This is a genomic window from Pseudoselenomonas caprae (genome assembly GCF_008271345.1).
GTDB lineage: Bacteria > Bacillota > Negativicutes > Selenomonadales > Selenomonadaceae > Selenomonas_A > Selenomonas_A caprae.
Map to the genome: position 1 here is coordinate 12,755 of NZ_VTOZ01000016.1, position 20,589 is coordinate 33,343.

Consider the following 20,589-nt stretch of genomic DNA (forward strand, 5'->3'; position numbering starts at 1 on the left):
GAAAGGCCTTTGATTTCCCTTAGAATCCTGCCGTTTTGTTCTCCACCATGCGGAAGAGTTCCGAGTTCTCCGGGATTTCGGTATAGTTATGGATGGCGCGGTGCAGTCCCTCGCGCTGGATGCCCTGCTGTACTTCCTGCGCCTCCTTATCGCCCTCATAGTCAAAATGGAAGGCTGCGCCGATGACCGTCGCCAAGGCCGAGGGTTTCTGCCCCTGCGCTAAAAGCTGCGACGCCGGGCTCACAAGACGATCCTTGGCGCCGAGCTTGCGCTTGGGCCCGCGGGCAACCCGCGTGACCTCGTCAGAAAGATGAGGATTGCGGAAACGCCGCTCCGTTGTCTCGATATACTGCTTATGCGTTTCAGGATTGAACCCAAACTTCTTGATGAGCAGGCTGCCGGTCTCTGCCCATACCTGACGGGCCATGTCGACGATGCTCTTATCCTGCATGGCCGTGTAGATATCCTTGATGCCTTTGCGATAAGCAAGATATGCAATCGATGCATGCCCCGTGTTGACTGTGAACAGCTTGCGCTCGATATAGGCCTCGAGATTCTCCACCCAGGTAAGCCCCTCAATCGCCGGCGGTTCTCCCTTGGCCTGGGTCACATCGGCATCCCATTCGGCATAGGGCTCGACCTTCACAAGCAACGGATCTTCATTTTTCTGCAAGGGGACGATGCGATCGACAGCAGCATCCGGAAAGCCGATCCAGGCATCACACATCGCCCGTTCCTCCGGCGTAAGGTGCTCGTAGACATAGCTTTTGAGCAGCGACGAACCGCCCACCATATTCTCACAGGCAATGATATTGAGTGGTGCCTGGGTGCGTTTCAAGCGGCGTGCCAAGCCCTTGGCCAGATTCGGCGCAATGAATTTCAGGATATTGGGCCCGATGGCTGTCGTGATGATATCGGCCTGCTCGATAGCCTGCATGAGTTCCTCAGGGTTTTCTGCGCTGTTGATAGCCCGCACATGCTCCACATGAATCTTCTGCGGCTCATCCCCGACGATTTCGATATCATATCCTCGGCGCTCATTGATAAGGTCAACGAGCTCTTTGTTCACATCGACAAATGCCACCTCATAACCAGAACGGACCAGCAGCTCGCCGATAAATCCTCTGCCGATATTGCCAGCGCCAAAATGTACTGCCTGTTTCATCTTGAATTCCTCCATAAAAAAAGTCCCCTCTCCGTCAGCAGAAAAGCCATGGGCTTTCCAAGCTGACGAAAAAGGGACATGTCAGTGTTCGTATTTATTTATGCCAGCGCAAAGCGCTCATAAAGAACTTTAGGGTCTTTCGTATGATAGAGTGTATCGAGCTCAGCCTCCGAGCACTCATCCAGCGTTGCGGCAATGTTTGCCAGGATGGATAAGTGGTCGTTGTCCTTGCCAGCGATGCCGACCAGCAGATAGGCCGTATCCTTGCCGAACTTGATGCCTTGGGGATACTGCAGGACGACGATGCCTGACTCGCGGATCGAATCCTTGACACTGTTCTCGCCATGCGGGATGGCGATGCCGCGCCCGACGTAGGTGCTGATGTCCTTCTCGCGGTTCAGCATGCCTTCGATGTAGGGCTCATCGACATAACCAGCAGCAGCCAATGCCTCGCCGGCCTGCCGGATAGCCTCTTCCTTGGTAACGCTGGTGAGCCCGAGCTGGATGTTCGTCATATCGAGGATATGGCGCTCCTTGGCACCATGCTGCCCAGCTACCATCACGCCAGCTGATACTGCACTCTGCGCCTTTTTTTCCGTCAGGCGGGCCATTACTTGCTCAAACACATCATTCTGGGTGAAGTTGCGGACAAAGATATGCTCTGCCTGCGGCGAATCCTCCACGGCCCGCTGTGCCAGTTTCTCATGCGTGACCACAAGCTGCGCATCCTTCGGGATGCTGCCAATGGCGGCGTTGGTAACCGAGATATTATCATAGCCGGCCTTGCGGAGTTTCTTGCGCAGGCTGGCTGCCCCCAGGGCACTAGACCCCATGCCGGCATCGCAGGCATAGACGATGGTGCGCAGCTCAGCGCCGCTTACCTTGACCTCCGTTACCAGGCCGCGATTCTTCAAAGCGGCCATACCAGCCTTTGCCTCTTCGAGGGAATCATCGCTCTCTTCGCTGGCCGAAGCCTTGACGAATACCGATGCCACCGCACAGGATACCGTCGTGGCTACCAGGAAGTCAGCGATATTCGCCAGGAATGCCCCCTTCGGCGTCATGGCCAGCACTGCAAGGATCGAGCCCGGCGATGCCGGTGCAATGAGGCCGCCGCCCAGGAACTGCAGCGTGGCGACACCGGCCATGCCGCCAGCGATGACTGCCAGCAGCAGCACAGGTTTCATCAGCACATACGGGAAATAGATCTCATGGATGCCGCCCAGTACATGGATGATGATAGCACCCGGCGTCGAATCCTTGGCCATCCCCTTGCCGAAGAACCAGTAAGCCAGCAGGACACCAAGGCCTGGGCCAGGATTAGCCTCCAGCAGGAAGAACATCGACTTGCCGAACTCCTCAGCCTGCTGAATGCCCAGCGGCGACAGGACACCGTGATTGATGGCATTGTTGAGGAACAGGATCTTCGCCGGTTCGATGATGATCGATGCCAGCGGCAACAGTCCCACAGCGACAATGCCCTCAACACCTGCACGCAGGACGCCATTGGCAGCCAGCACCACTGGTCCGACACCGACGAAGGCCAGTACCGCAAGAATACCGCCGATGATGCCGGCTGAGAAGTTGTTCACCAGCATCTCAAAGCCCGTAGGAATCTGATCCTCGATTGCCTTGTCGAACTTCTTGATGACGAAACCACCGAGCGGTCCCATGATCATGGCCCCAAGGAACATCGGAATGTCCGCACCCGCGATGACTCCCGATGTAGCAATGGCGCCGAGAACGCCACCGCGATGACCATAGACCGCCGCACCACCGCTATAACCGAGCAGCAGTGGGATGAGCCACTTGCTCATGGGGCCGCCCACCTGGGCAAGGTATTCATTCGGCAGCCAGCCGGTCGGAATGAACAGGGCTGTCAATAAGCCCCAGGCAATGAATGCTCCGATATTCGGCAACACCATCCCCGATAGGAAACGTCCGAATTTCTGCATGACTTCTTGGAAGCCATGTTTTGAGCTCTTGTTATTGCTCATGGATTATCCCCCCAATAATTCCCGATATTTCTTTGCATGGAACTCACGGAATATATGCGTGAGCTCGTCTTTTATCAGTTGCTGATTCCCTTCGTGCAGGACCTCGATAAGACCCCAGCGCTCCAAAAGGATCGACGATATATGACCGATGGTCTCGAGTTCATAGCAGCTGCCCTGCTCCGGCGCCAGCATGACGATTGCCGTCCTTATCTTCTCCGTCGGGTCAGCCGGATACAGGAACCAGCTGCCGAGATGGACGATACCGAACTGCAAATGCGTGACAACAGCACTGCGGCAATGCAGCAGGATCATGTTACTGCCAGTAATCGCGGTACTCCCCTGATCTTCGCGAGTCAGCAGTGCCCTGCAGATGCCATCAGCCTGGCGCTCATCGCGCCCCACCATCCTGCCGATATCAGCAGCCACCTCCTGGACAGTCATTGACTTGTCATCTTCCCAGAAAAAGAAGTTGTCCAGCAGGCTGAGGATAGCAGCATCGTAGGCCTGCATGATGCGCAGCGCCGCCGCAAAATCCGGCTTAGCCTTGTCCTTGCCAGCTGCCCGCGATTCCACCTGGGCCTCCTCGCATTGCAGCAGCATCTGGTCCACCCTTTGCTGATCCTCTTTAGATAGCAGAGCACTTACCACAGCCACGGGCAGCGGCACGTGCGGGATTGGCACAGTGGCCACGATGAATTCCGCCTCATGACTGGCAAAATACTCAGGCGTCAGCTGCAGCGTCGACACCTGGTCGGCAATGACCAGATTGTCATACTGTTGCCGCAGGCGGCTGGCCAGCAGCCGACTCGTGCCCATCCCCGTCGGGCAGGCAACGATGACCGTATGCTCCAGCTTCTGCAGCATATTGCTGTCAGTAAGTGCCGCGCTAAGATGCATGGCGATAAAAGCGATCTCAGATTCGGGAAAGGTAAGCTCCAGCTCCTTTTCCACCTCGTGCACGCTTTTTTTCGCCAGCTGCATGAGCTCAGGAAACTTCATCTTCATCTCATCAAGCAGCGGATTGCGGATATCCATCTGCATCTGCAGACGGCTTATCGACGGGCCAAGATGATTGACAAGACCAGTGAGCAGCTCCGGATTGCGGTACAGGCTCGTGCCTGTCTCCTCCTCAGCGGCCTTCATGATGGCCTTGGCCAGACGCACCAGATGAAAGTTATCCAGTACAGCCCCTGCCGCCTCATTTTCCCGATAGCGGCTGCGCGCCCCTAAAAGATGCATCGTGATGTACCCGATCTCATCTTCGGTGATTGGCAGCTCAAACTCCTTGGCGATCTCGGCCGCAATATGCCCGGCCGTCCTGAATTCCTGTTTCTGCTTCAGCTCCGCCAGGAATCCCGGCCGGATATGGATGCGCTCCTGCTTGCGGATGCGCTGGACAGCCAGCGCCAGATGCACCGTCAGGCCGATGAAGGCCTGATCGGACATCCTTGTCCCGAGCTCTTTTTCCGCCTGACGGATCAAGCGCTCCAGACGATGGATGATTTCCTTGTCCACCAAGTCCAGCAGATAGCCTGCTGCCTGATTGACTTTTTCCTGCTCGTCCGCGAGATTCGCATGGACCAGCGTCAACAACTCATTTTCTTCAATATTGTCATAAATGTATGCGACGATTGCCTGCCGGATACTCTGCTCCTCGCCCTCGACGTAGACACCCAGCCCCGGCTTGCGTACAAGCTGCAGCCCATGTCCCTTAAACCAGCCTTCCAGCTTGTCCAGGTCGTTGCTGATGGTACTGTCTGTCACTCCGAGAAGTGATGATAAGGCAAAGAGCTTTACCGGCTCATGACTTGGCAGCAGACGGCTCACGATAATCGATTGCCGCTCCTGCGGTGTATAATTGTGGTCATTCACCTGCCCCAAAGATTCCTTCAAAGACGCAATGGCATCCTCGGCACCAGCGATGGCAAATCCTGCCCCTTTCTTCTTGTTCAAGGCAAGGCCATATTTCTCCAACGCACCTGCCACCCCCGGCAGTTCGCGCGAAATGGTCTTCGCACTGACCCCGAGATTCTCCGCCAGCTCTCCTGCTGTCGTGAACGGACGCTGTCCATCCACGAGCAGCTTGAGGATTGCCGCGGTACGTTCTTTTACATTCATCCTGCTGCCTCCTATGATCACTCAGAAGCGAGTAGACTCCGAAACAAGATTTTCTTTTTTCTTGTTTCGATGGTTTTATTATAACGTTCGACTGCATGCCGCACAAGTCAAAGACATTCACCGTTGTCCAATACAAAACGAGACAAAAATGGAGAGCCTTGTCTATCAGGCTCTCCACAAACATTCCTATAAAAAATTTTATGCTTTTATACCTTGCCGCCAGCTGCCTTGACAATCGCCTCAGCCACTTCCTTGATGCTCAGGCGCTTCATCATCGCATAGCGCTGGATCCGCCGATAGGCTTCCTGCTCCCCGAGCTTATGAGCTGCCATCAGGATGCCTTTGGCACGGTCGACCAGCTTGCGCGTCTCCAGCGAGTCCTTGAGCTTGCCAAGCTCCAGCTCCATGCCCTGCATCTCCTCCCAGCGGGAGAGCGCGATCTCGATGGCAGGAAAAAGATTGCTCTCCTGCACCGGCTTGACCAGGTAGCCAAGCACGCCCGAGTCCTTGGCCTTCTCGACGATATCCGCCTGGCTGAACGCCGTGAGCAGCAGCACCGGCGCCAATTTCTCATCGGCAATCTTGCGGGCCGCCGTGATGCCATCCATCTCTGGCATCTTGATATCCATGATGACAAGATCCGGACGATGCATGCGCGTGAGTTCCACGGCCTTGCGCCCATTGATGGCCTCCCCGACCACCTCATGCCCTGCATCTTCGAGCATCTCTCTAAGGTCCAGACGAATAATCGACTCATTGTCGGCAACGACAAGCCGCAGTGACTTCTTTTTCATTCCTATCATTCCTCCAGGCTTTGTACTACATCACTTGTAATTTCCTGCTCCGGCTTGGGCAGGCGGATATAGGCATGCGTACCATAGCCGCTGCCCCGTTCATCATTTTCCAAGGCAAAAGTCCCCTCAAGGTCACCCTCGACCAGCGTGCGGACAATCGACAAGCCGAGTGACCGCGTGCGCTGCGGGCGGAAATCTTCTGGCAGGCCACAGCCATCGTCATAGAGATCTAAGTGCCAGTGGTCGTCATCCTCGCGGACGGAAAGACCGATAAGCCCGGAACTGCGTCCTGCAAAAGCATGCTCCATCGCATTGAGCACCAGCTCATTGAGCACGAGAGCCAGAGAGCTCGCGTATTTCGACGGCAGTACGACATCAGGCCCCGTATACTCGGTGCGGATCAAGAACTCGCTGTCGGCCATATTGCGGCCGACCAGATCAAAGATCTGCTGCATGACCTGCTGGACATGGATGGCCTCCTCGCCCTGCTGGGACAAGAATTCATGCACGACCGAAATCGACAGCACGCGATTGACACTCTCCTGCAAGGCCTGCCTGACTTCCTCCGACTGACTGCGCCGGGCCTGCAAGCGCAACAGGCTCGCAATGGTCTGCAAGTTGTTCTTGACCCGATGATGGATTTCCTGGATGACCGCTGACTTGATGCGGATTTCCTTGTCCTTGGCCCGCGTCTCAGTCACGTCAGACAAAATGACGATGCGCCTTACGAGCTGGCCTCCCTCCTGCAGATCGATCTGCCGCCGGATCAGCGTGAGATCGCCAGCGACAAGTTCCTTCTGCCAAGGCCGCTCGCGCTCCATCGTTTCCCGCCGGACATGACGCGTCAGCTGGCGGTCAAACAAGTGGCAGCCCCGCAGGCTGCCGACCCCCAGCACGCGATAGATGCGCTGGGCCGCTGCATTGGCAAATACGATGCGGCTGTACTGATCCGTGATCAAGATGCCATCGCTTGATGACAAAGGCTGATATTGCTGGGCCTCTACGCTCTTGCGCGCATTGTTGAGGACATCGACAGCTGTCGCCAGCAAGCAGGGATAACCATCGATCTGCAGCTGGTCGCCATCGACTTCAAAGCTTATCACGCCAATGACTTTCGTGCCATCGTGGATCGCATAGGTGTACATATCAATGAGCGAACCATACGTCCACTCCCGCTTCCCCTTGCCCGGCATCCCCGTGGCCAGGGTATCCTGCACCAGCGGTTCCTCGATGGCTGGCTGCAGCCGCCCATACTCCGAGTCACGCTTGGACATGTAGATCGTATGCGGCCGCTCCTGCGCGATAATCACAAGCTTGCCCGCCACCTTGGCCGGCACATAGACCTTGAGTTGTCCATGCGCCAGATCTGCCAGAAAGGGAAACACCGTCCGCATGCACTCCAACCGTCCGATCTCACGCGTCGAAAGATCCGTATACTGCCGGCAAAGCTCTGCCATGTTCATCCATCAACGACCTCCATCCTTGTCTCTCCTGAACAGTCCTTCTGCTGAAAGTCCATAGAAAAAAAGAGACTGCTCCCGCGTTCATCTCTCCGTTGAGCAATCTCTTTTCTTATTATACACTTATTCTTCTTTATCTTCCAGTCCCAATCCTGGCACAGCATTAAGATACAGATCGCTGAAGCGTCCCGACAGCGACTGGTAATAGCCGCGGCAGCCGATCATGGCCGCGTTGTCCGTGCAAAGGATCTTGCTCGGATACAGGAATCTCACGCCGCGCTTGGCCGCCTCTTCACGCAGCCTGGCCTCCAGGCCGCTGTTGGCAGCCACGCCGCCTGCAAGCACCAGCGTATCACGGCCGGCTTCTTCGACGGCCTGGAACGCCTTGGCCACCAGCACTTCGATGACCGAACGCTGGAAGGAAGCCGCAATATCCGGCTTATTGAGCTCATGCCCCTTCATCTTCTCACTGTTGATGTAATTGAGCACGGCAGACTTGAGACCGCTGAAGCTGAACTCATAATTGCCTTTCTCGTTGAGAGCCTGCGGGAAATCGATAGCCAGCGGATTTCCCTCCTTCGCCAACGCGTCGATGCGCGGGCCACCCGGATACGGCAGCCCCATGACACGGGCGATCTTGTCAAACGCCTCGCCAGCCGCATCATCCCGCGTCTGTCCCATCATATGGAAATGATTGTAGCCACGGACATCCACAAGAGCCGTATGGCCGCCTGAGACGACCAAGGCCATGAACGGCGGCTCCAAGTCTGGCGTCGACAGGAAATTGGCAAAGATATGCCCTTCCAGATGGTTGACCCCAATGAGCGGTACCCCCAGCGAGAACGCCAGCGATTTAGCCGCCGATACGCCGACCAGCAGCGCACCAACCAATCCCGGCCCATAGGTGACAGCCACCTGATCGATATCCGCAAGCTTCACGCCTGCCTTCTGCAAGCACTCATCGATGACTGGCATGATGTTGACGATATGCTTGCGCGATGCGATTTCCGGCACGACCCCGCCAAACTTCTGATGGACGGGGATCTGTGTCGAGATGATATTGGAAAGTATCGTGCGGCCGCCGCGAAGTACAGCTGCCGATGTCTCATCGCAGCTCGACTCGATAGCCAGCGTCAACAATTCTTCTTTGTTTTCCTTCTCCATACATACTCTCCATCCATCAAAGTTTCGTATTCCACATGATGATCGCATCTTCGCCATCATCTTGGTAATAATGGGGACGCCGCCCGGCATCCTTGAACCCATAGCGTGCATAAAGCGCTCTTGCAGGGGCATTAGACGGACGGACTTCCAGCGTCATCGCGGTCACGCCCTTTGCCTTGACCGCCTCGATGATGGCACCGAACAATTTCGTCCCAATGCCCTGCCCGCGGTATTCCGGCAGGATAGCTACGTTGGTGATCTGGCACTCCTCAAAGGAGATCCAGCAGCCAGCATAGCCAATGACCCTCTCGCCGTCAAGTGCCAGCAGATACAGCGTATTCTCATTGGCCGCTTCTTTCCAGAACGAATCGCGCGACCACGGAATCGAGAAGCAGGCCTTCTCCACGACTTCTACAGCGTCGGCATCCTCTGGTGCCATCTCGCGAAAATCCAGCTCTTTCACTTCCATCACATGGCCTCCGTCGGCAAAGTCTTCTGCGCCTCTTCCGGATGACGTTTCTCCCAAAGCACCTCAGCCTCACTGCGGCGGATATAGACAGGCTCCAGATTCATGACATTATCGGTATGGCCTGCGGCCAGTTCATCAAGGCCAAGCATCGCCACACAGGCAGCGCGTGGCATCAGCAGATGTGCTGGTGCCACCGTCACACCTGCCGGCAGATCCACTTTGCCGGCAATCTTCTTCTGCACAGCATCGCCCAGCAGGACTACCGGCTCATCCATACGGCCGCACCACTCGATGATCTCGCTGATCGGTGCTACCCGTACCGCATCAACAGTCTGCAGTTTCCCCTGCTCCCAACGGTAAGTCTCTGCGTACGCATTGCCCTTCTGGGCATCCAGCAGGCAGACGATGCGGACACCTGCCACCGGATAGTGATATGCCAGAGCCGCCAGCGTCGAAACGCCGACCAATGGCACATCCAGTGCATACGACATCGCCTTGGCAGCCGCCAGGCCAATGCGCAGTCCCGTAAACGAGCCCGGCCCGATGCTTACGGCAATCCCCTCGATTTTATCCTTGGGCACGGCGGCCATCTTCAGCACCTGCTCGATATGCGGCATAAGCGTCTCCGAATGGGTAAGCTTTGCCTGCATCGTCAACTCTGCCGACAGTCTCCCCGGTGATGCCACCGCTACACTTGATACCTGCGTAGCCGTATCAATGGCTAGTATGGACAAATGATTCCAACTCCTTTATGAATTCCTGATTCCTCTCACCGACACACGAGAACGTCAAGCGACGTCCCTCTTCCGTAACGCCGGTCCGCTGAATGCATACCTTCACATAATCCTCTGGCAATGACTCTGGGAATTTATCTGGCCACTCGATGACCACGATCCCCTCTGGCTCTTCCGTGTACTCATAAAAGCCAATGTCATCCAGCTCTGCTTCTGTTTCCAGCCGGTAAAGATCAAAATGGTAGATGCGGCAAATCCCTTCATATACATTCATCAGATTGAATGTCGGGCTTGTCACCTCTCCCTCGACGCCCAAGGTACGAGCAAGGCTCTGCACAAACAAAGTCTTGCCGGCCCCCAGGTCGCCCTCCAGGCAAAGCACGGTTCCCTCCCGGATCTTCTGACCTACCAGCTCGGCTAGGTGTACAGTCTCTTCGGGAGAATTCGTCATACAGGTAAACATTTGTTATTTACTCTCCTATAAATCGTGTTTAAAAAACATCATTCAAATCCTTATTATAGCACGAACCGGACACATGGTAAACCAACATCGCCTCCGCCTAATCAATAATTATTATTTGTTAATATTTTATTTTGAAAATATGCGATAACCATCGTTATCGAAAGTATATGATCGTATCCGTAAGATAATCTTGATTTTTGACGCTTTTTGGCTATTTCTATTTCCGGAAGGATAGCATATAATTGAAGCATACCAAGTGAGTTGCACCAATAACAAATGATTATTGGTTTGTGTGTATAATTTTTAGGAGGTCTTTTATTATGAAAAAATTCGTTTGCACCGTCTGTGGTTATGTCTATGAGGGCGAGCAGGCTCCGGAGCTGTGCCCGATCTGCAAGGCTCCTGCCAGCAAGTTCGTAGAGCAGAGCGGCGAGATGACCTATGCGGATGAGCATCATGTCGGTACGGCCAAGGATGTCGATCCGCGCATCATCGAGGGTCTCCGCCAGAATTTCACCGGCGAGTGCTCTGAGGTCGGTATGTACCTCGCTATGTCGCGCCAGGCTGACCGTGAAGGTTACCCGGAGATTGCCGAAGCCTTCAAGCGCTATGCGTTCGAAGAAGCTGAGCATGCTGCAAAATTCGCTGAGCTCCTCGGCGAAGTCCTGACCGACAGCACGAAGAAGAACCTTTCCATGCGCATCGACGCCGAGCATGGTGCTTGCGCTGGCAAGAAAGAACTGGCTACGCTGGCTAAGCAGCTGAACCTCGACGCTGTCCATGACACGGTTCATGAGATGGCCAAAGACGAAGCTCGCCATGGCCGTGGGTTCAAAGGCTTGTTCGACCGCTACTTCGGCAACTGATTCCCTGCTTCCAAATCAAACACAATATAAAGCCAGAAGGGCCTGCATCTTCAATCAGATGCAGGCCCTTCTGGCTTTATAGGTCTATCAGATGATTTTCGTCGACCATTTCTCGATGTTCCAAACCGAGTCGACAATGTCCTCATAGAAATCCGGCTCATGGGAAACAAGCAGGACCGTGCCCTTATATTCCTTGATAGCACGCTTGAGCTCTTTCTTGGCCTCGACATCCAGATGGTTTGTCGGCTCATCGAGTACCAGCAGGTTGACCGGCTTCTGCATGATCTTGCAGAGCCGTACCTTGGCCGCCTCGCCGCCCGATAGGGCGAGCATCTTCGTCGTGATATGCTCATTCGTCAGGCCGCAGGCTGCCAGTGCTGCCCGCACCTCAAAATTGCTCATCCCTGGATATTCCTGCCAAAGCTCCTCCAGGGCAGTGTTCTGATTGCCTGCCGCGCTTTCCTGCTCGAAATAGCCAGCAGAGACAAACTCACCGAGCTCTACCTTGCCCGAAATCGGCGGTATCATGCCGAGCATCGTCTTCAAAAGGGTCGATTTGCCCAATCCATTCGTGCCGCGGATGGCAATCTTCTTATTGCGCTCCACCTGGATGTCCACCGGATTCGTCAATGGCATGTCATAGCCCAGCACCAGGCGCTTGCCTTCGATGACAAAGCGCGACGGCGTGCGGTCGGACTGGAAATGGAAATGCGGTTTTGGTTTCTCCTGACGCTTCGTCAGCACCTCCATCTTGTCGAGGCGCTTCTGCCGGCTGTTGGCCATGCCGCGCGTGGCGACACGGGCCTTATTGCGCTGGATGAAGTCCTGCTCCTTCTTAATCTCCGCCTGCTGGCGCTCATATGCCGCCTCTTCCTGACGGCGTTTCAAGGCTGCCATCTCCTCGAATTTCTCATAGCTGCCCGTATAGCGGTCAAGACTCAGATTATCCACATGATAGATGACATTCGTGACCGCGTTGAGGAATGGCACATCATGCGACACAAGGATGAAGGCATTCTCATAATTCTGCAGATACGTGGTCAGCCACTGGATATGCTCAGCATCCAGATAATTCGTCGGCTCATCAAGAATCAGGATCTCCGGATTCTGCAACAGCAGTTTCGTCAGCAATACCTTCGTGCGCTGGCCGCCTGAAAGCTCGTCAACCTTGCGGTCAAGGCCGATATCGCGGAGTCCGAGACCGCCAGATACCTCCTCGATGCGCGCATCGATGGTATAGTAGCTGCCAGCCTCAAGCATATCCTGGATATCGCCCACATCCTTCATAAGCTGATCGACTTCCTCCGGCGTAGCGTCCCCCATCTTATCGTAGGCCGCGAGCATTTCCTGCTCAGCCTTGACCATATCATCAAAGGCTGTGCGCAATACATCACGAATGGTCATGCCCGCCTGCAGCACAGCATGCTGGTCGAGATAGCCGACCTTGACACGCTTCGCCCACTCGATCGTACCGGCATCTGGTGTCAGCTGCCCCGTGATGATTGACAGGAACGTCGATTTACCCTCACCATTGGCGCCCACCAGCGCAACATGCTCGCCCTTCAGCAGGCGGAAACTCACATCCTCAAAGATTTCCCGTCCACCGTAGCTATGGGATAAATGAGATACGTTCAAAATGCTCATGTATTACTTCCTTTCATGCCAGCCTAGCTATCCTGATTGAAAAAAAGTGATCCAGCCGAAGCTGAATCACTTTAACGATCATATAATGGTCGGAACGACGGGATTTGAACCCACGACCTCTTCCACCCCAAGGAAGCGCGCTACCAAACTGCGCTACGTCCCGAACAAAATATATTATACGGTATTTTCTTTTATTTGTAAAGACTTATCCGCACATCGTATCAATGTTATTATAAGATCTATCTTTTTCTATATACCAGCAGTTCGGGATTCTTCCCTCCTTCTTCATAAGTGCAGACCAGCAGGAACTCCTTGTCTGCCAGTACCCCAAAGCACCGACTGCTGCCAGCCGCACCTGGCAGTTGATTTCCCCAGTAGGTTTTATCATCATCCAGGAATTTCACCCGTTCGCCGCTGGGCAAGCCATAGGCCAGATTCACATAGCTTCCCACCAGCGGATGCACTGCCTCCACTTTTGGCATTCCCTCGATGGAAAGCCCATTCAACTCTTCTACCAAGCGGTCTTTGAATGCGGCAAGCCCGCCGCCATCGCAAAACTCCTCATGCCGCCGCCAGTAAGCGAGTGTCGGCAGCTTCTCTTCCATATACTCTCTGGCCTGCTGCTCCGAAAAGCCTTGTTTCCTAAGTTCCCCGACACAGACCGCCAATAGCTCTTCCTTATTGCTATAAGTGAAGATCCCATCCGCATAGCACCATTTGCAATAGTCTTCATTGAGTGACCCATCTTTGTTCCTGCCAATCAGCGGATCCTCCAGCGGCATCCCGCAACATTGGCAGATCAGCTTGCGGGGCGATCCCAGCAGGGTATTGATTGAAACATCAAACACCTGGGATAACCGCTTCAATGTTTCGGTATTGGGAACTGTTTCGCCCTGCTCCCACCGGGATACTGCCTGCCTGGTCACGAAAATCTTCTGCGCCAACTCTTCTTGCGAAAGGCCTGCCTTGTTCCGCAGTGCTAAAATCACCTCATGCGTTTTCATGTTTCATCCCTCCACTTTCATTATAAAACAGGCGGCCGCAGATTTCACGCAACTGCTGGTTGCCATAGCCCCAAGAGCCAGTTCCTGAAAACAAAAACAGCAGGAATCCCTCCTGCTGGATTCCTGCTGTCTTTTCTTTATGGATTATTCAAACTCAATCGTTGCTGGCGGTTTGCCCGTGCAGTCGTACATGACGCGATTGACGCCTTTTACCTCATTGACGATACGGGTCGTGGTCTTCTGCAGGACTTCCCAAGGAAGCTGCGCACTCTCTGCTGTCATGAAGTCGCTGGTCATGACAGCCCGCAGGGCAATCGCATAGTCATAGGTACGGCCATCGCCCATGACACCGACGCTGCGCATATTCGTAAGGGCAGCAAAGTACTGGCCAAGATTCTTGTCGGCACCTGCTTTAGCCACCTCTTCGCGATAGATAGCATCCGCCTCCTGGACGATCTTGACCTTCTCCTCTGTCACCTCGCCGATGATGCGGATGCCAAGACCCGGACCTGGGAAGGGCTGGCGGTTGACGAGATACTCGGGAATGCCGAGCTCGCGGCCAGCCGCACGGACCTCATCCTTGAACAGCAGGCGCAGCGGCTCGACGATTTCCTTGAAATCGACGAAGTCCGGCAGGCCGCCCACGTTGTGATGGGATTTGATGACCGCCGATTTCCCCAAACCGCTCTCGATGACATCAGGGTAAATCGTGCCCTGTACCAGATAATCGACAGCGCCGATCTTCTTCGCCTCTTCCTCGAATACGCGGATGAACTCCTCGCCGATGATCTTGCGCTTCTGCTCCGGTTCCGTGACGCCAGCCAGTTTTGCATAGAAGCGGTCCTTGGCATTGACGCGAATGAAGTTGACATCATAGGAACCATTGGGACCGAATACTGCCTCGACCTGATCGCCTTCATCCTTGCGCAGCAGGCCGTGATCGACGAATACGCAGGTCAGCTGCTTACCGATAGCCTTCGAGAGGAGAACGGCTGCCACCGAGGAATCCACACCGCCCGACAGGGCACAAAGCGCACGGCCCTTGCCGATTTTAGCCTTGAGCTCTTCTACGGTTCTCTTGACGAAGGAATCCATCTTCCATTCGCCAGCACAGCCGCAAACTTCATAGACAAAGTTCTTGAGCATCGTCTTGCCCTGTACTGTATGCATGACTTCGGGGTGGAACTGAGTTGCATAGAGCTTCTTAGCTGCATTTTCCATAGCCGCCACCGGGCATACCGGCGTCGAAGCCGTTACCACAAAGTCTGCCGGTGCCTCTGCAATGTAGTCGGTATGGCTCATCCAGCAGATCGTCTTCTCATCGACGCCCTGGAAAAGCTTCGAGCCCTGCTCCGCAATCGTGACTTCCGTTTTGCCATACTCGCTCGTCGGTGCCGTGGCGACCTTGCCGCCCAGCAGATGCGACATGAGCTGGGAACCATAGCAGATGCCCATGACCGGGATGCCGAGCTCGAAGAGTTCCGGGCTGCAGCTGGCCGAGTCTTCTTTGTAGACACTGTTCGGGCCACCGGTCAGGATGATGCCCTTCGGTGCCATCTCACGAATCTTGTCCAGGCTCAGCGTATGCGGATGTACCTCGCAATAGACATGGTTCTCACGGACGCGGCGTGCAATCAGCTGGTTGTACTGGCCACCAAAATCCAGAACCAGAATCATTTCATTGGCAGGCTTGCTCAAAATTTGTTCCTCCTCTAAGTACAGTAACGTGTAAAGCTTTTTAACGATTATATCATAAGAAATGCTATTTTAAAAGCCTTGCGCATCACTGCGCAAGGCTCTTGCCTGGCTATTCATCTTCCTCTGCCTGTTGGAATTCTTCGACTGCAGCCCGTATCGCCGACGAATCGAACCCCTTGCTGTAAAGATTGGCCATCATCTTCTGCCGGTCAGCTGCCGGCTTGAACTTGAGCGCCAGCACGCGCAAGGCAGCCGCTTTCTCACGCGCAAACGTGTCAGCGGGAATGCAGGCCTTCACCAGCGACGATCCGAACCCGCGCTGCATGAGCTTGACGCAGATCTGCCGCACCGAACTGCGGCTCTCATGATAGAGGAATTCGAACTGGCGGGCACAGGCATCCGCATCGTTCAGATAATGCTTTTCCACCAGACGGCCGATGGCCTGCTGCACCTCGTCGTCAGCATACCCTTTGCGCAGCAGCTTTTCCCGCAGCTTCTTTTCGCTGTGCTCCTGTCTGGCCAGCAGATCAACAGCCGTCATCAAGGCCGTCTTTTTCGGCTTGCGCGGACGGCGTGTTGGCTCTGCCGTCATATCCTCCTCAGATCGCTGATACTTCCACATCGCTATTTATGCCTCGGCTTCCGGCTCAGCACCAGCTGGTGCCTGTACCTCAGCGATTTCCTCACTCGCCAGCAGCTTGGCACGGATCTTGGCCTCAATCTCTGCACAGAGCTCCGGCTGCTCCTTGAGGGCCTGCTTGGCATTTTCCTTGCCCTGCCCCAGACGGGTCCCCTCATAGGAGAACCAGGCACCACTCTTGTCGACGATATCCATCTCAACGCCCATATCGATAATGCTGGACATCTTCGATACGCCCTCACCGTACATGATATCGAACTCAGCCATCTTGAATGGCGGTGCCACCTTGTTCTTCACAACCTTGATGCGCGTGCGGCTGCCGATGACATCCTGCCCCTGGGTGATCTTGTCGATCTTGCGCACGTCCAGGCGAACCGAGGAATAGAACTTCAAGGCACGACCACCCGTCGTCGTCTCCGGATTGCCGAACATGACACCGACCTTCTCACGGATCTGGTTGATGAAGATTGCAACGGTCTGGCTCTTGCTGATGATACCCGTGAGCTTGCGCATAGCCTGGCTCATGAGACGCGCGTGCAGACCGACATGGCTGTCGCCCATCTCGCCCTCGATCTCAGCCTTCGGCACCAGCGCGGCAACTGAGTCGACGACGATGATGTCAATGGCACCACTGCGCACCAGCGCATCGACGATATCCAGCGCCTGCTCGCCCGTATCCGGCTGCGAGATCAGCAGGTCATCGATGTTGACGCCAAGCTTCTGGGCATAGACAGGATCGAGCGCATGCTCGGCATCGATGAAAGCCGCAATGCCGCCAGCCTTCTGGGCCTCTGCGATCATATGCAGCGTGACCGTCGTCTTACCCGAAGACTCCGGGCCATAGACCTCGATGATACGGCCACGCGGCACGCCGCCCACGCCCAGTGCAATATCGAGCGGCAGGATGCCCGTCGAGATGACCTCCACGTTCATATTCGCCTTGGCGTCGCCCAAGCGCATGATCGAGCCCTTGCCGAAATCCTTCTCAATCTGTTTCAGCGCACTGGCTAAAGCCTCTTTTTTATCCGTTGCCATTCTTACTAACAGCTCCTTTCGAACTCACGATTTTATCTGTAGATATTATATAAAACAATTGTTCTTTTTGCAAGGTTTATTTTCAAACCACCACATGCAAAAACTTCCCTTCTCCAACGAGAAGGGAAGTTTTATTCCGGAATCACATGTAATCCGAGGATGTTCTCTTTTTCTGCTGCTTGAGCAAGCCAAGCTTGGCAGCCATCCACTCCATCGCTACAAAGAACACAGGAATCAAGAAGATTCCCAATGCCGTAGCGAAGAGCATACCGCCAACTACAGCCACGCCCATGCCGTTACGCGCAGCAGCACCAGCGCCACTGGCTATAGCCAGCGGCAGGCAGCCGATGATGAACGCGAACGAAGTCATGAGGATTGGGCGCAGGCGCAAGCCTGCCGCCTCGATAGCCGCCTTGACCGGCTCCATGCCGCGGTCGACACGGACCTTCGCAAACTCGACGATCAGGATGGCGTTCTTCGCCGCCAGACCGATGATCATGATGATACCGATCTGCATGTAAACACTGTTCTGGAAACCAGCATTCGGGTGACCGGACAGTGCCCCCAACATGTAAAGGCCGTACTCAGAGACCAGCGCACCCATGATACCAGTCGGCACTGTCAGCAGTACCGCAAATGGTACGTTCCAGCTTTCATAGAGTGCCGCCAGGCAAAGGAATACGAATGCCAAAGCCAGGACGAGAACCTGCAGCGTCGAGCTCGAGGCCTTCGATTCCTCACGGCTCTGGCCAGACCACTCGATGTTGAAGCCGTTGTCTGTGTTCTCATGAACAACTTCCTGGATGGCCTGCATGGCCTGGCCAGACGAGTAGCCCTGCGCCGCATTGCCCTGGATAGCAATGGAACGCGTACCATTGAAGCGGGAAATCGATGTCGGTGCCGAGCTGAGTTTCGGCTTCAGCAGCGTATCCAGCGGAACCATCGTCCCCGTGCTGCTCTTGACAAAGATAAACTTCGTCGACTCTGCCTCACTGCGATAACGCGTATCTGCCTGCAGCATGACCTTGTACGAGCGGCCGAACTGGTTGAAGTCATTGACCTGCGAGCCACCATAGTTGACCTGCATAGCCGTGAATACATCCGAGAGCTGTACGCCAAGCTGTTTGACGCGCTCACGGTCAATCTCGAATTCATAGGTCGGCGACGTCATCTTGAACGTTGAGCGCACACCCTGCAACTCAGGACGCTGGTTAGCAGCCGCGACGATCTTGTTCGTGACCTCAGCCAGCTCCTGATCCGTATGGCCGGACATATCCTGCAGCTGCAGCGACCAGCCGCCCACAGCCCCCAGGCCCGGCAGAGCCGGCGGATTCATCGCGATGACCGTAGCTTCCGGCGTGACTTTGGCCCCCAGGCCGAACATCATGCCAACAGCTGAATCGACAGACATCGCACGATCTGTACGCTGCGTCCAGTCCTTCATGCCGAGGACAACCATGCCTGCGCTCGGTTTCGCACCGCTTGACAGAATATCAAAACCTGTGATGGCCATGACATTCTCAACCCCCGGAACATTTTCCATCGCTGCCTTCGCAAGCTTATCGATGGATTTCTGCGTCTGATTCATCGAGGTACCCTCAGGCAGCTGGACAGCAGCAAAGAGATACCCCTGATCCTCATTCGGTACGAAAGTCGATGGCAGTACCTTAAAGACTGCCCCCGCAATGATGCAGACGATAATCATGAACAGGAAGGCCAAGCGCGTACGGCGGATGAACTGCGCCACGATACCCATATAACCACGTTTCGTACGCTCGAACCAACGGTTGAATGCCAGGAAGAACTGGCCCAGCTTTCCTTCATCATCCTTGGCCTCATGTTTTTTGAGGATCATCGCGCAGAGAGCCGGCGTAAGCGTAAGTGCCACAAACGCCGACAAAGCCATAGACACGGCAATCGTCAAGGCAAACTGACGGTAAAGAATACCCGTCATGCCGCCGAGGAATGCAACCGGTACAAATACAGCTGCCAGTACAAAGGCAATAGCAACGACCGGTCCCTGTACCTCATCCATTGCCCGCTCCGTTGCATCGATTGGCTCTAAGCCTTCTTCCATGTGCTTCTCGACATTCTCAATGACGACGATAGCATCATCGACGACAAGACCGATAGCCAGCACCATGGCAAACAATGTCAAGGTGTTGATAGAAAAGCCCAACACGACGAATGCTGCCAACGTACCGATAAGGGATACCGGCACAGCCAGCAAAGGAATCAATGTTGCCCGCCAATTCTGCAAGAACAAGAAGATGACCAATACAACCAGAACCAATGCCTCAAAGAACGTTTCAAGCACTTCCTTGATGGACGCATTGATATAATTCGTCGAGTCAAAAATCTGGGCCATCTTGAGGTTTGGCGGCAGATTCGGCTTCGCCTTGTCAAGGATTGCACGAACGCCGGCAACCGTCTGCATGGCATTGGCATCACTGGTCAGATTGATACCGAAACCAACGGACGGATACCCATTGAACTTCGAGATAATCGAGCTGGATTTCTCTCCCGTCTCAATGCGGGCAACATCCTTCAACCGGACGAACTGGCCATCCGAAGAACGCAGGATGACATTGCCGAACTCCTCCGGTGTTACCAAACGGCCGGAAATCTTGCCTGTGTACTGCTTTTCCTGGCCATTAGCCACAGGCATAGCGCCAACAGTACCAGCCGGAGCCTGCACATTCTGCTCCTTGATAGCCGCTGTCACGTCTGCTACTGTAAGGCCCAGCTCCGCAAGCTTATCCGGATTGAGCCAGACACGCATCGCATAGTCTGCACCGAAGATCTGGACATTACCGACACCCGGTACACGCTGGAGCTGATCCAGCAGATAGATGTCCGCATAGTTTTTCATGAATGCACGGTCATACGTGCCATCTGGCGAATAAAGCGACAGCATGTAGGCCATGTCGTTCGAGGATTTTCGCGTCGTGAGGCCGACCGTCTGTACATCAGTTGGCAGGCTCGCAGTTGCCGTCGCCGCATTGTTCTGTACCTTGACGGAGTCCATATCGCCATCCGTGCCATTCTCAAATACAACGGAAAGGCTGTAACGGCCTGTATCATCGGAGTTTGAGGACATATAGTCCATGCCCTGCGTACCGTTGATCTGCTGCTCGACGACCTGTGCGACCGTCTCATTGACGACCGCAGCATTCGCGCCAGTATAGGTCGTGCTGACCGAAACCGTCGGCGGAGAAATCTGCGGATACTGCGCAATAGGCAGCTGCACTGCCGCGAGCACACCAACAATCACGATGATAATCGAGATGACGATAGCGAATATCGGCCGGTGTATAAAGAATTTTGACAAAATGCTG

General features: G+C 54.8%; 16 protein-coding genes and 1 tRNA gene. 1 reads left to right on the forward strand and 16 read right to left on the reverse strand.

The features are described 5' to 3' along the window. Positions 1–19: 19 nt before the first annotated feature. From FZ041_RS08540 to tsaE, 9 genes are all read right to left on the reverse strand, one after another. Positions 20–1,165 carry a mannitol-1-phosphate 5-dehydrogenase gene (locus FZ041_RS08540; RefSeq protein WP_149189278.1) on the reverse strand — a complete coding sequence of 382 codons (1,146 nt, stop codon included), beginning with the start codon at positions 1,163–1,165 and terminating at the stop codon, positions 20–22. Between the two features lie 98 nt (positions 1,166–1,263). Beyond that, positions 1,264–3,162, reverse strand: coding sequence for a PTS mannitol transporter subunit IICBA (locus tag FZ041_RS08545; protein ID WP_149189279.1), 1,899 nt, complete (start codon positions 3,160–3,162; stop codon positions 1,264–1,266). Positions 3,163–3,165: 3 nt separating this feature from the next. Further along, the gene (locus tag FZ041_RS08550) at positions 3,166–5,280 is read right to left on the reverse strand and encodes a BglG family transcription antiterminator (protein ID WP_149189280.1); all 2,115 of its coding nucleotides are present in this window, start codon (positions 5,278–5,280) and stop codon (positions 3,166–3,168) included. 206 nt (positions 5,281–5,486) lie between these two features. Continuing rightward, the gene (locus FZ041_RS08555) at positions 5,487–6,074 is read right to left on the reverse strand and encodes an ANTAR domain-containing response regulator (RefSeq protein WP_075444501.1); all 588 of its coding nucleotides are present in this window, start codon (positions 6,072–6,074) and stop codon (positions 5,487–5,489) included. A 5-nt stretch (positions 6,075–6,079) separates the two neighbouring features. Then, positions 6,080–7,537: a sensor histidine kinase gene (locus tag FZ041_RS08560; RefSeq protein ID WP_149189281.1), complete on the reverse strand. Its 1,458-nt coding sequence runs from the start codon at positions 7,535–7,537 to the stop codon at positions 6,080–6,082. 120 nt (positions 7,538–7,657) lie between these two features. Continuing rightward, the gene (tsaD, locus tag FZ041_RS08565) at positions 7,658–8,698 is read right to left on the reverse strand and encodes a tRNA (adenosine(37)-N6)-threonylcarbamoyltransferase complex transferase subunit TsaD (protein ID WP_149189282.1); all 1,041 of its coding nucleotides are present in this window, start codon (positions 8,696–8,698) and stop codon (positions 7,658–7,660) included. A gap of 16 nt (positions 8,699–8,714) precedes the next feature. Then, positions 8,715–9,167 (reverse strand): ribosomal protein S18-alanine N-acetyltransferase, encoded by a 453-nt coding sequence (gene rimI, locus FZ041_RS08570; RefSeq protein WP_075444495.1) that lies wholly within the window; start codon positions 9,165–9,167, stop codon positions 8,715–8,717. Continuing rightward, the gene (gene tsaB, locus FZ041_RS08575; RefSeq protein WP_075444493.1) at positions 9,167–9,901 is read right to left on the reverse strand and encodes a tRNA (adenosine(37)-N6)-threonylcarbamoyltransferase complex dimerization subunit type 1 TsaB; all 735 of its coding nucleotides are present in this window, start codon (positions 9,899–9,901) and stop codon (positions 9,167–9,169) included. The genes rimI and tsaB overlap by 1 nt, the downstream gene beginning before the upstream one ends. Further along, positions 9,882–10,364, reverse strand: coding sequence for a tRNA (adenosine(37)-N6)-threonylcarbamoyltransferase complex ATPase subunit type 1 TsaE (gene tsaE, locus FZ041_RS08580; protein ID WP_075444491.1), 483 nt, complete (start codon positions 10,362–10,364; stop codon positions 9,882–9,884). Before tsaE ends, tsaB begins: the two co-directional genes overlap by 20 nt. Before the next feature lie 320 nt (positions 10,365–10,684). Between tsaE and FZ041_RS08585 the strand changes: the two genes are divergently transcribed. Next, the gene (locus tag FZ041_RS08585) at positions 10,685–11,230 is read left to right on the forward strand and encodes an NADH peroxidase (protein ID WP_075444489.1); all 546 of its coding nucleotides are present in this window, start codon (positions 10,685–10,687) and stop codon (positions 11,228–11,230) included. Between the two features lie 87 nt (positions 11,231–11,317). On the opposite strand, the gene FZ041_RS08590 is transcribed toward FZ041_RS08585, so the two are convergent. The 7 genes from FZ041_RS08590 to FZ041_RS08620 form a co-directional block, all read right to left on the reverse strand. After that, the gene (locus FZ041_RS08590; protein WP_149189283.1) at positions 11,318–12,874 is read right to left on the reverse strand and encodes an ABC-F family ATP-binding cassette domain-containing protein; all 1,557 of its coding nucleotides are present in this window, start codon (positions 12,872–12,874) and stop codon (positions 11,318–11,320) included. Positions 12,875–12,960: 86 nt separating this feature from the next. Next, positions 12,961–13,037: transfer RNA gene (locus FZ041_RS08595), tRNA-Pro, on the reverse strand. Positions 13,038–13,113: 76 nt separating this feature from the next. Further along, positions 13,114–13,878: a zinc ribbon domain-containing protein gene (locus tag FZ041_RS08600; RefSeq protein ID WP_075429981.1), complete on the reverse strand. Its 765-nt coding sequence runs from the start codon at positions 13,876–13,878 to the stop codon at positions 13,114–13,116. Positions 13,879–14,022: 144 nt separating this feature from the next. After that, on the reverse strand, positions 14,023–15,555 hold the full coding sequence (gene guaA / locus FZ041_RS08605) for a glutamine-hydrolyzing GMP synthase (RefSeq protein WP_149189303.1): 1,533 nt from the start codon (positions 15,553–15,555) through the stop codon (positions 14,023–14,025). Between the two features lie 130 nt (positions 15,556–15,685). After that, positions 15,686–16,168, reverse strand: coding sequence for a regulatory protein RecX (locus FZ041_RS08610; RefSeq protein ID WP_149189284.1), 483 nt, complete (start codon positions 16,166–16,168; stop codon positions 15,686–15,688). Between the two features lie 36 nt (positions 16,169–16,204). Continuing rightward, complete coding sequence (recA, locus tag FZ041_RS08615) at positions 16,205–17,251, reverse strand: recombinase RecA (RefSeq protein ID WP_075444479.1); 1,047 nt, start codon at positions 17,249–17,251, stop codon at positions 16,205–16,207. Between the two features lie 142 nt (positions 17,252–17,393). Next, the gene (locus FZ041_RS08620) at positions 17,394–20,582 is read right to left on the reverse strand and encodes an efflux RND transporter permease subunit (RefSeq protein WP_149189285.1); all 3,189 of its coding nucleotides are present in this window, start codon (positions 20,580–20,582) and stop codon (positions 17,394–17,396) included. Positions 20,583–20,589 lie beyond the last annotated feature (7 nt).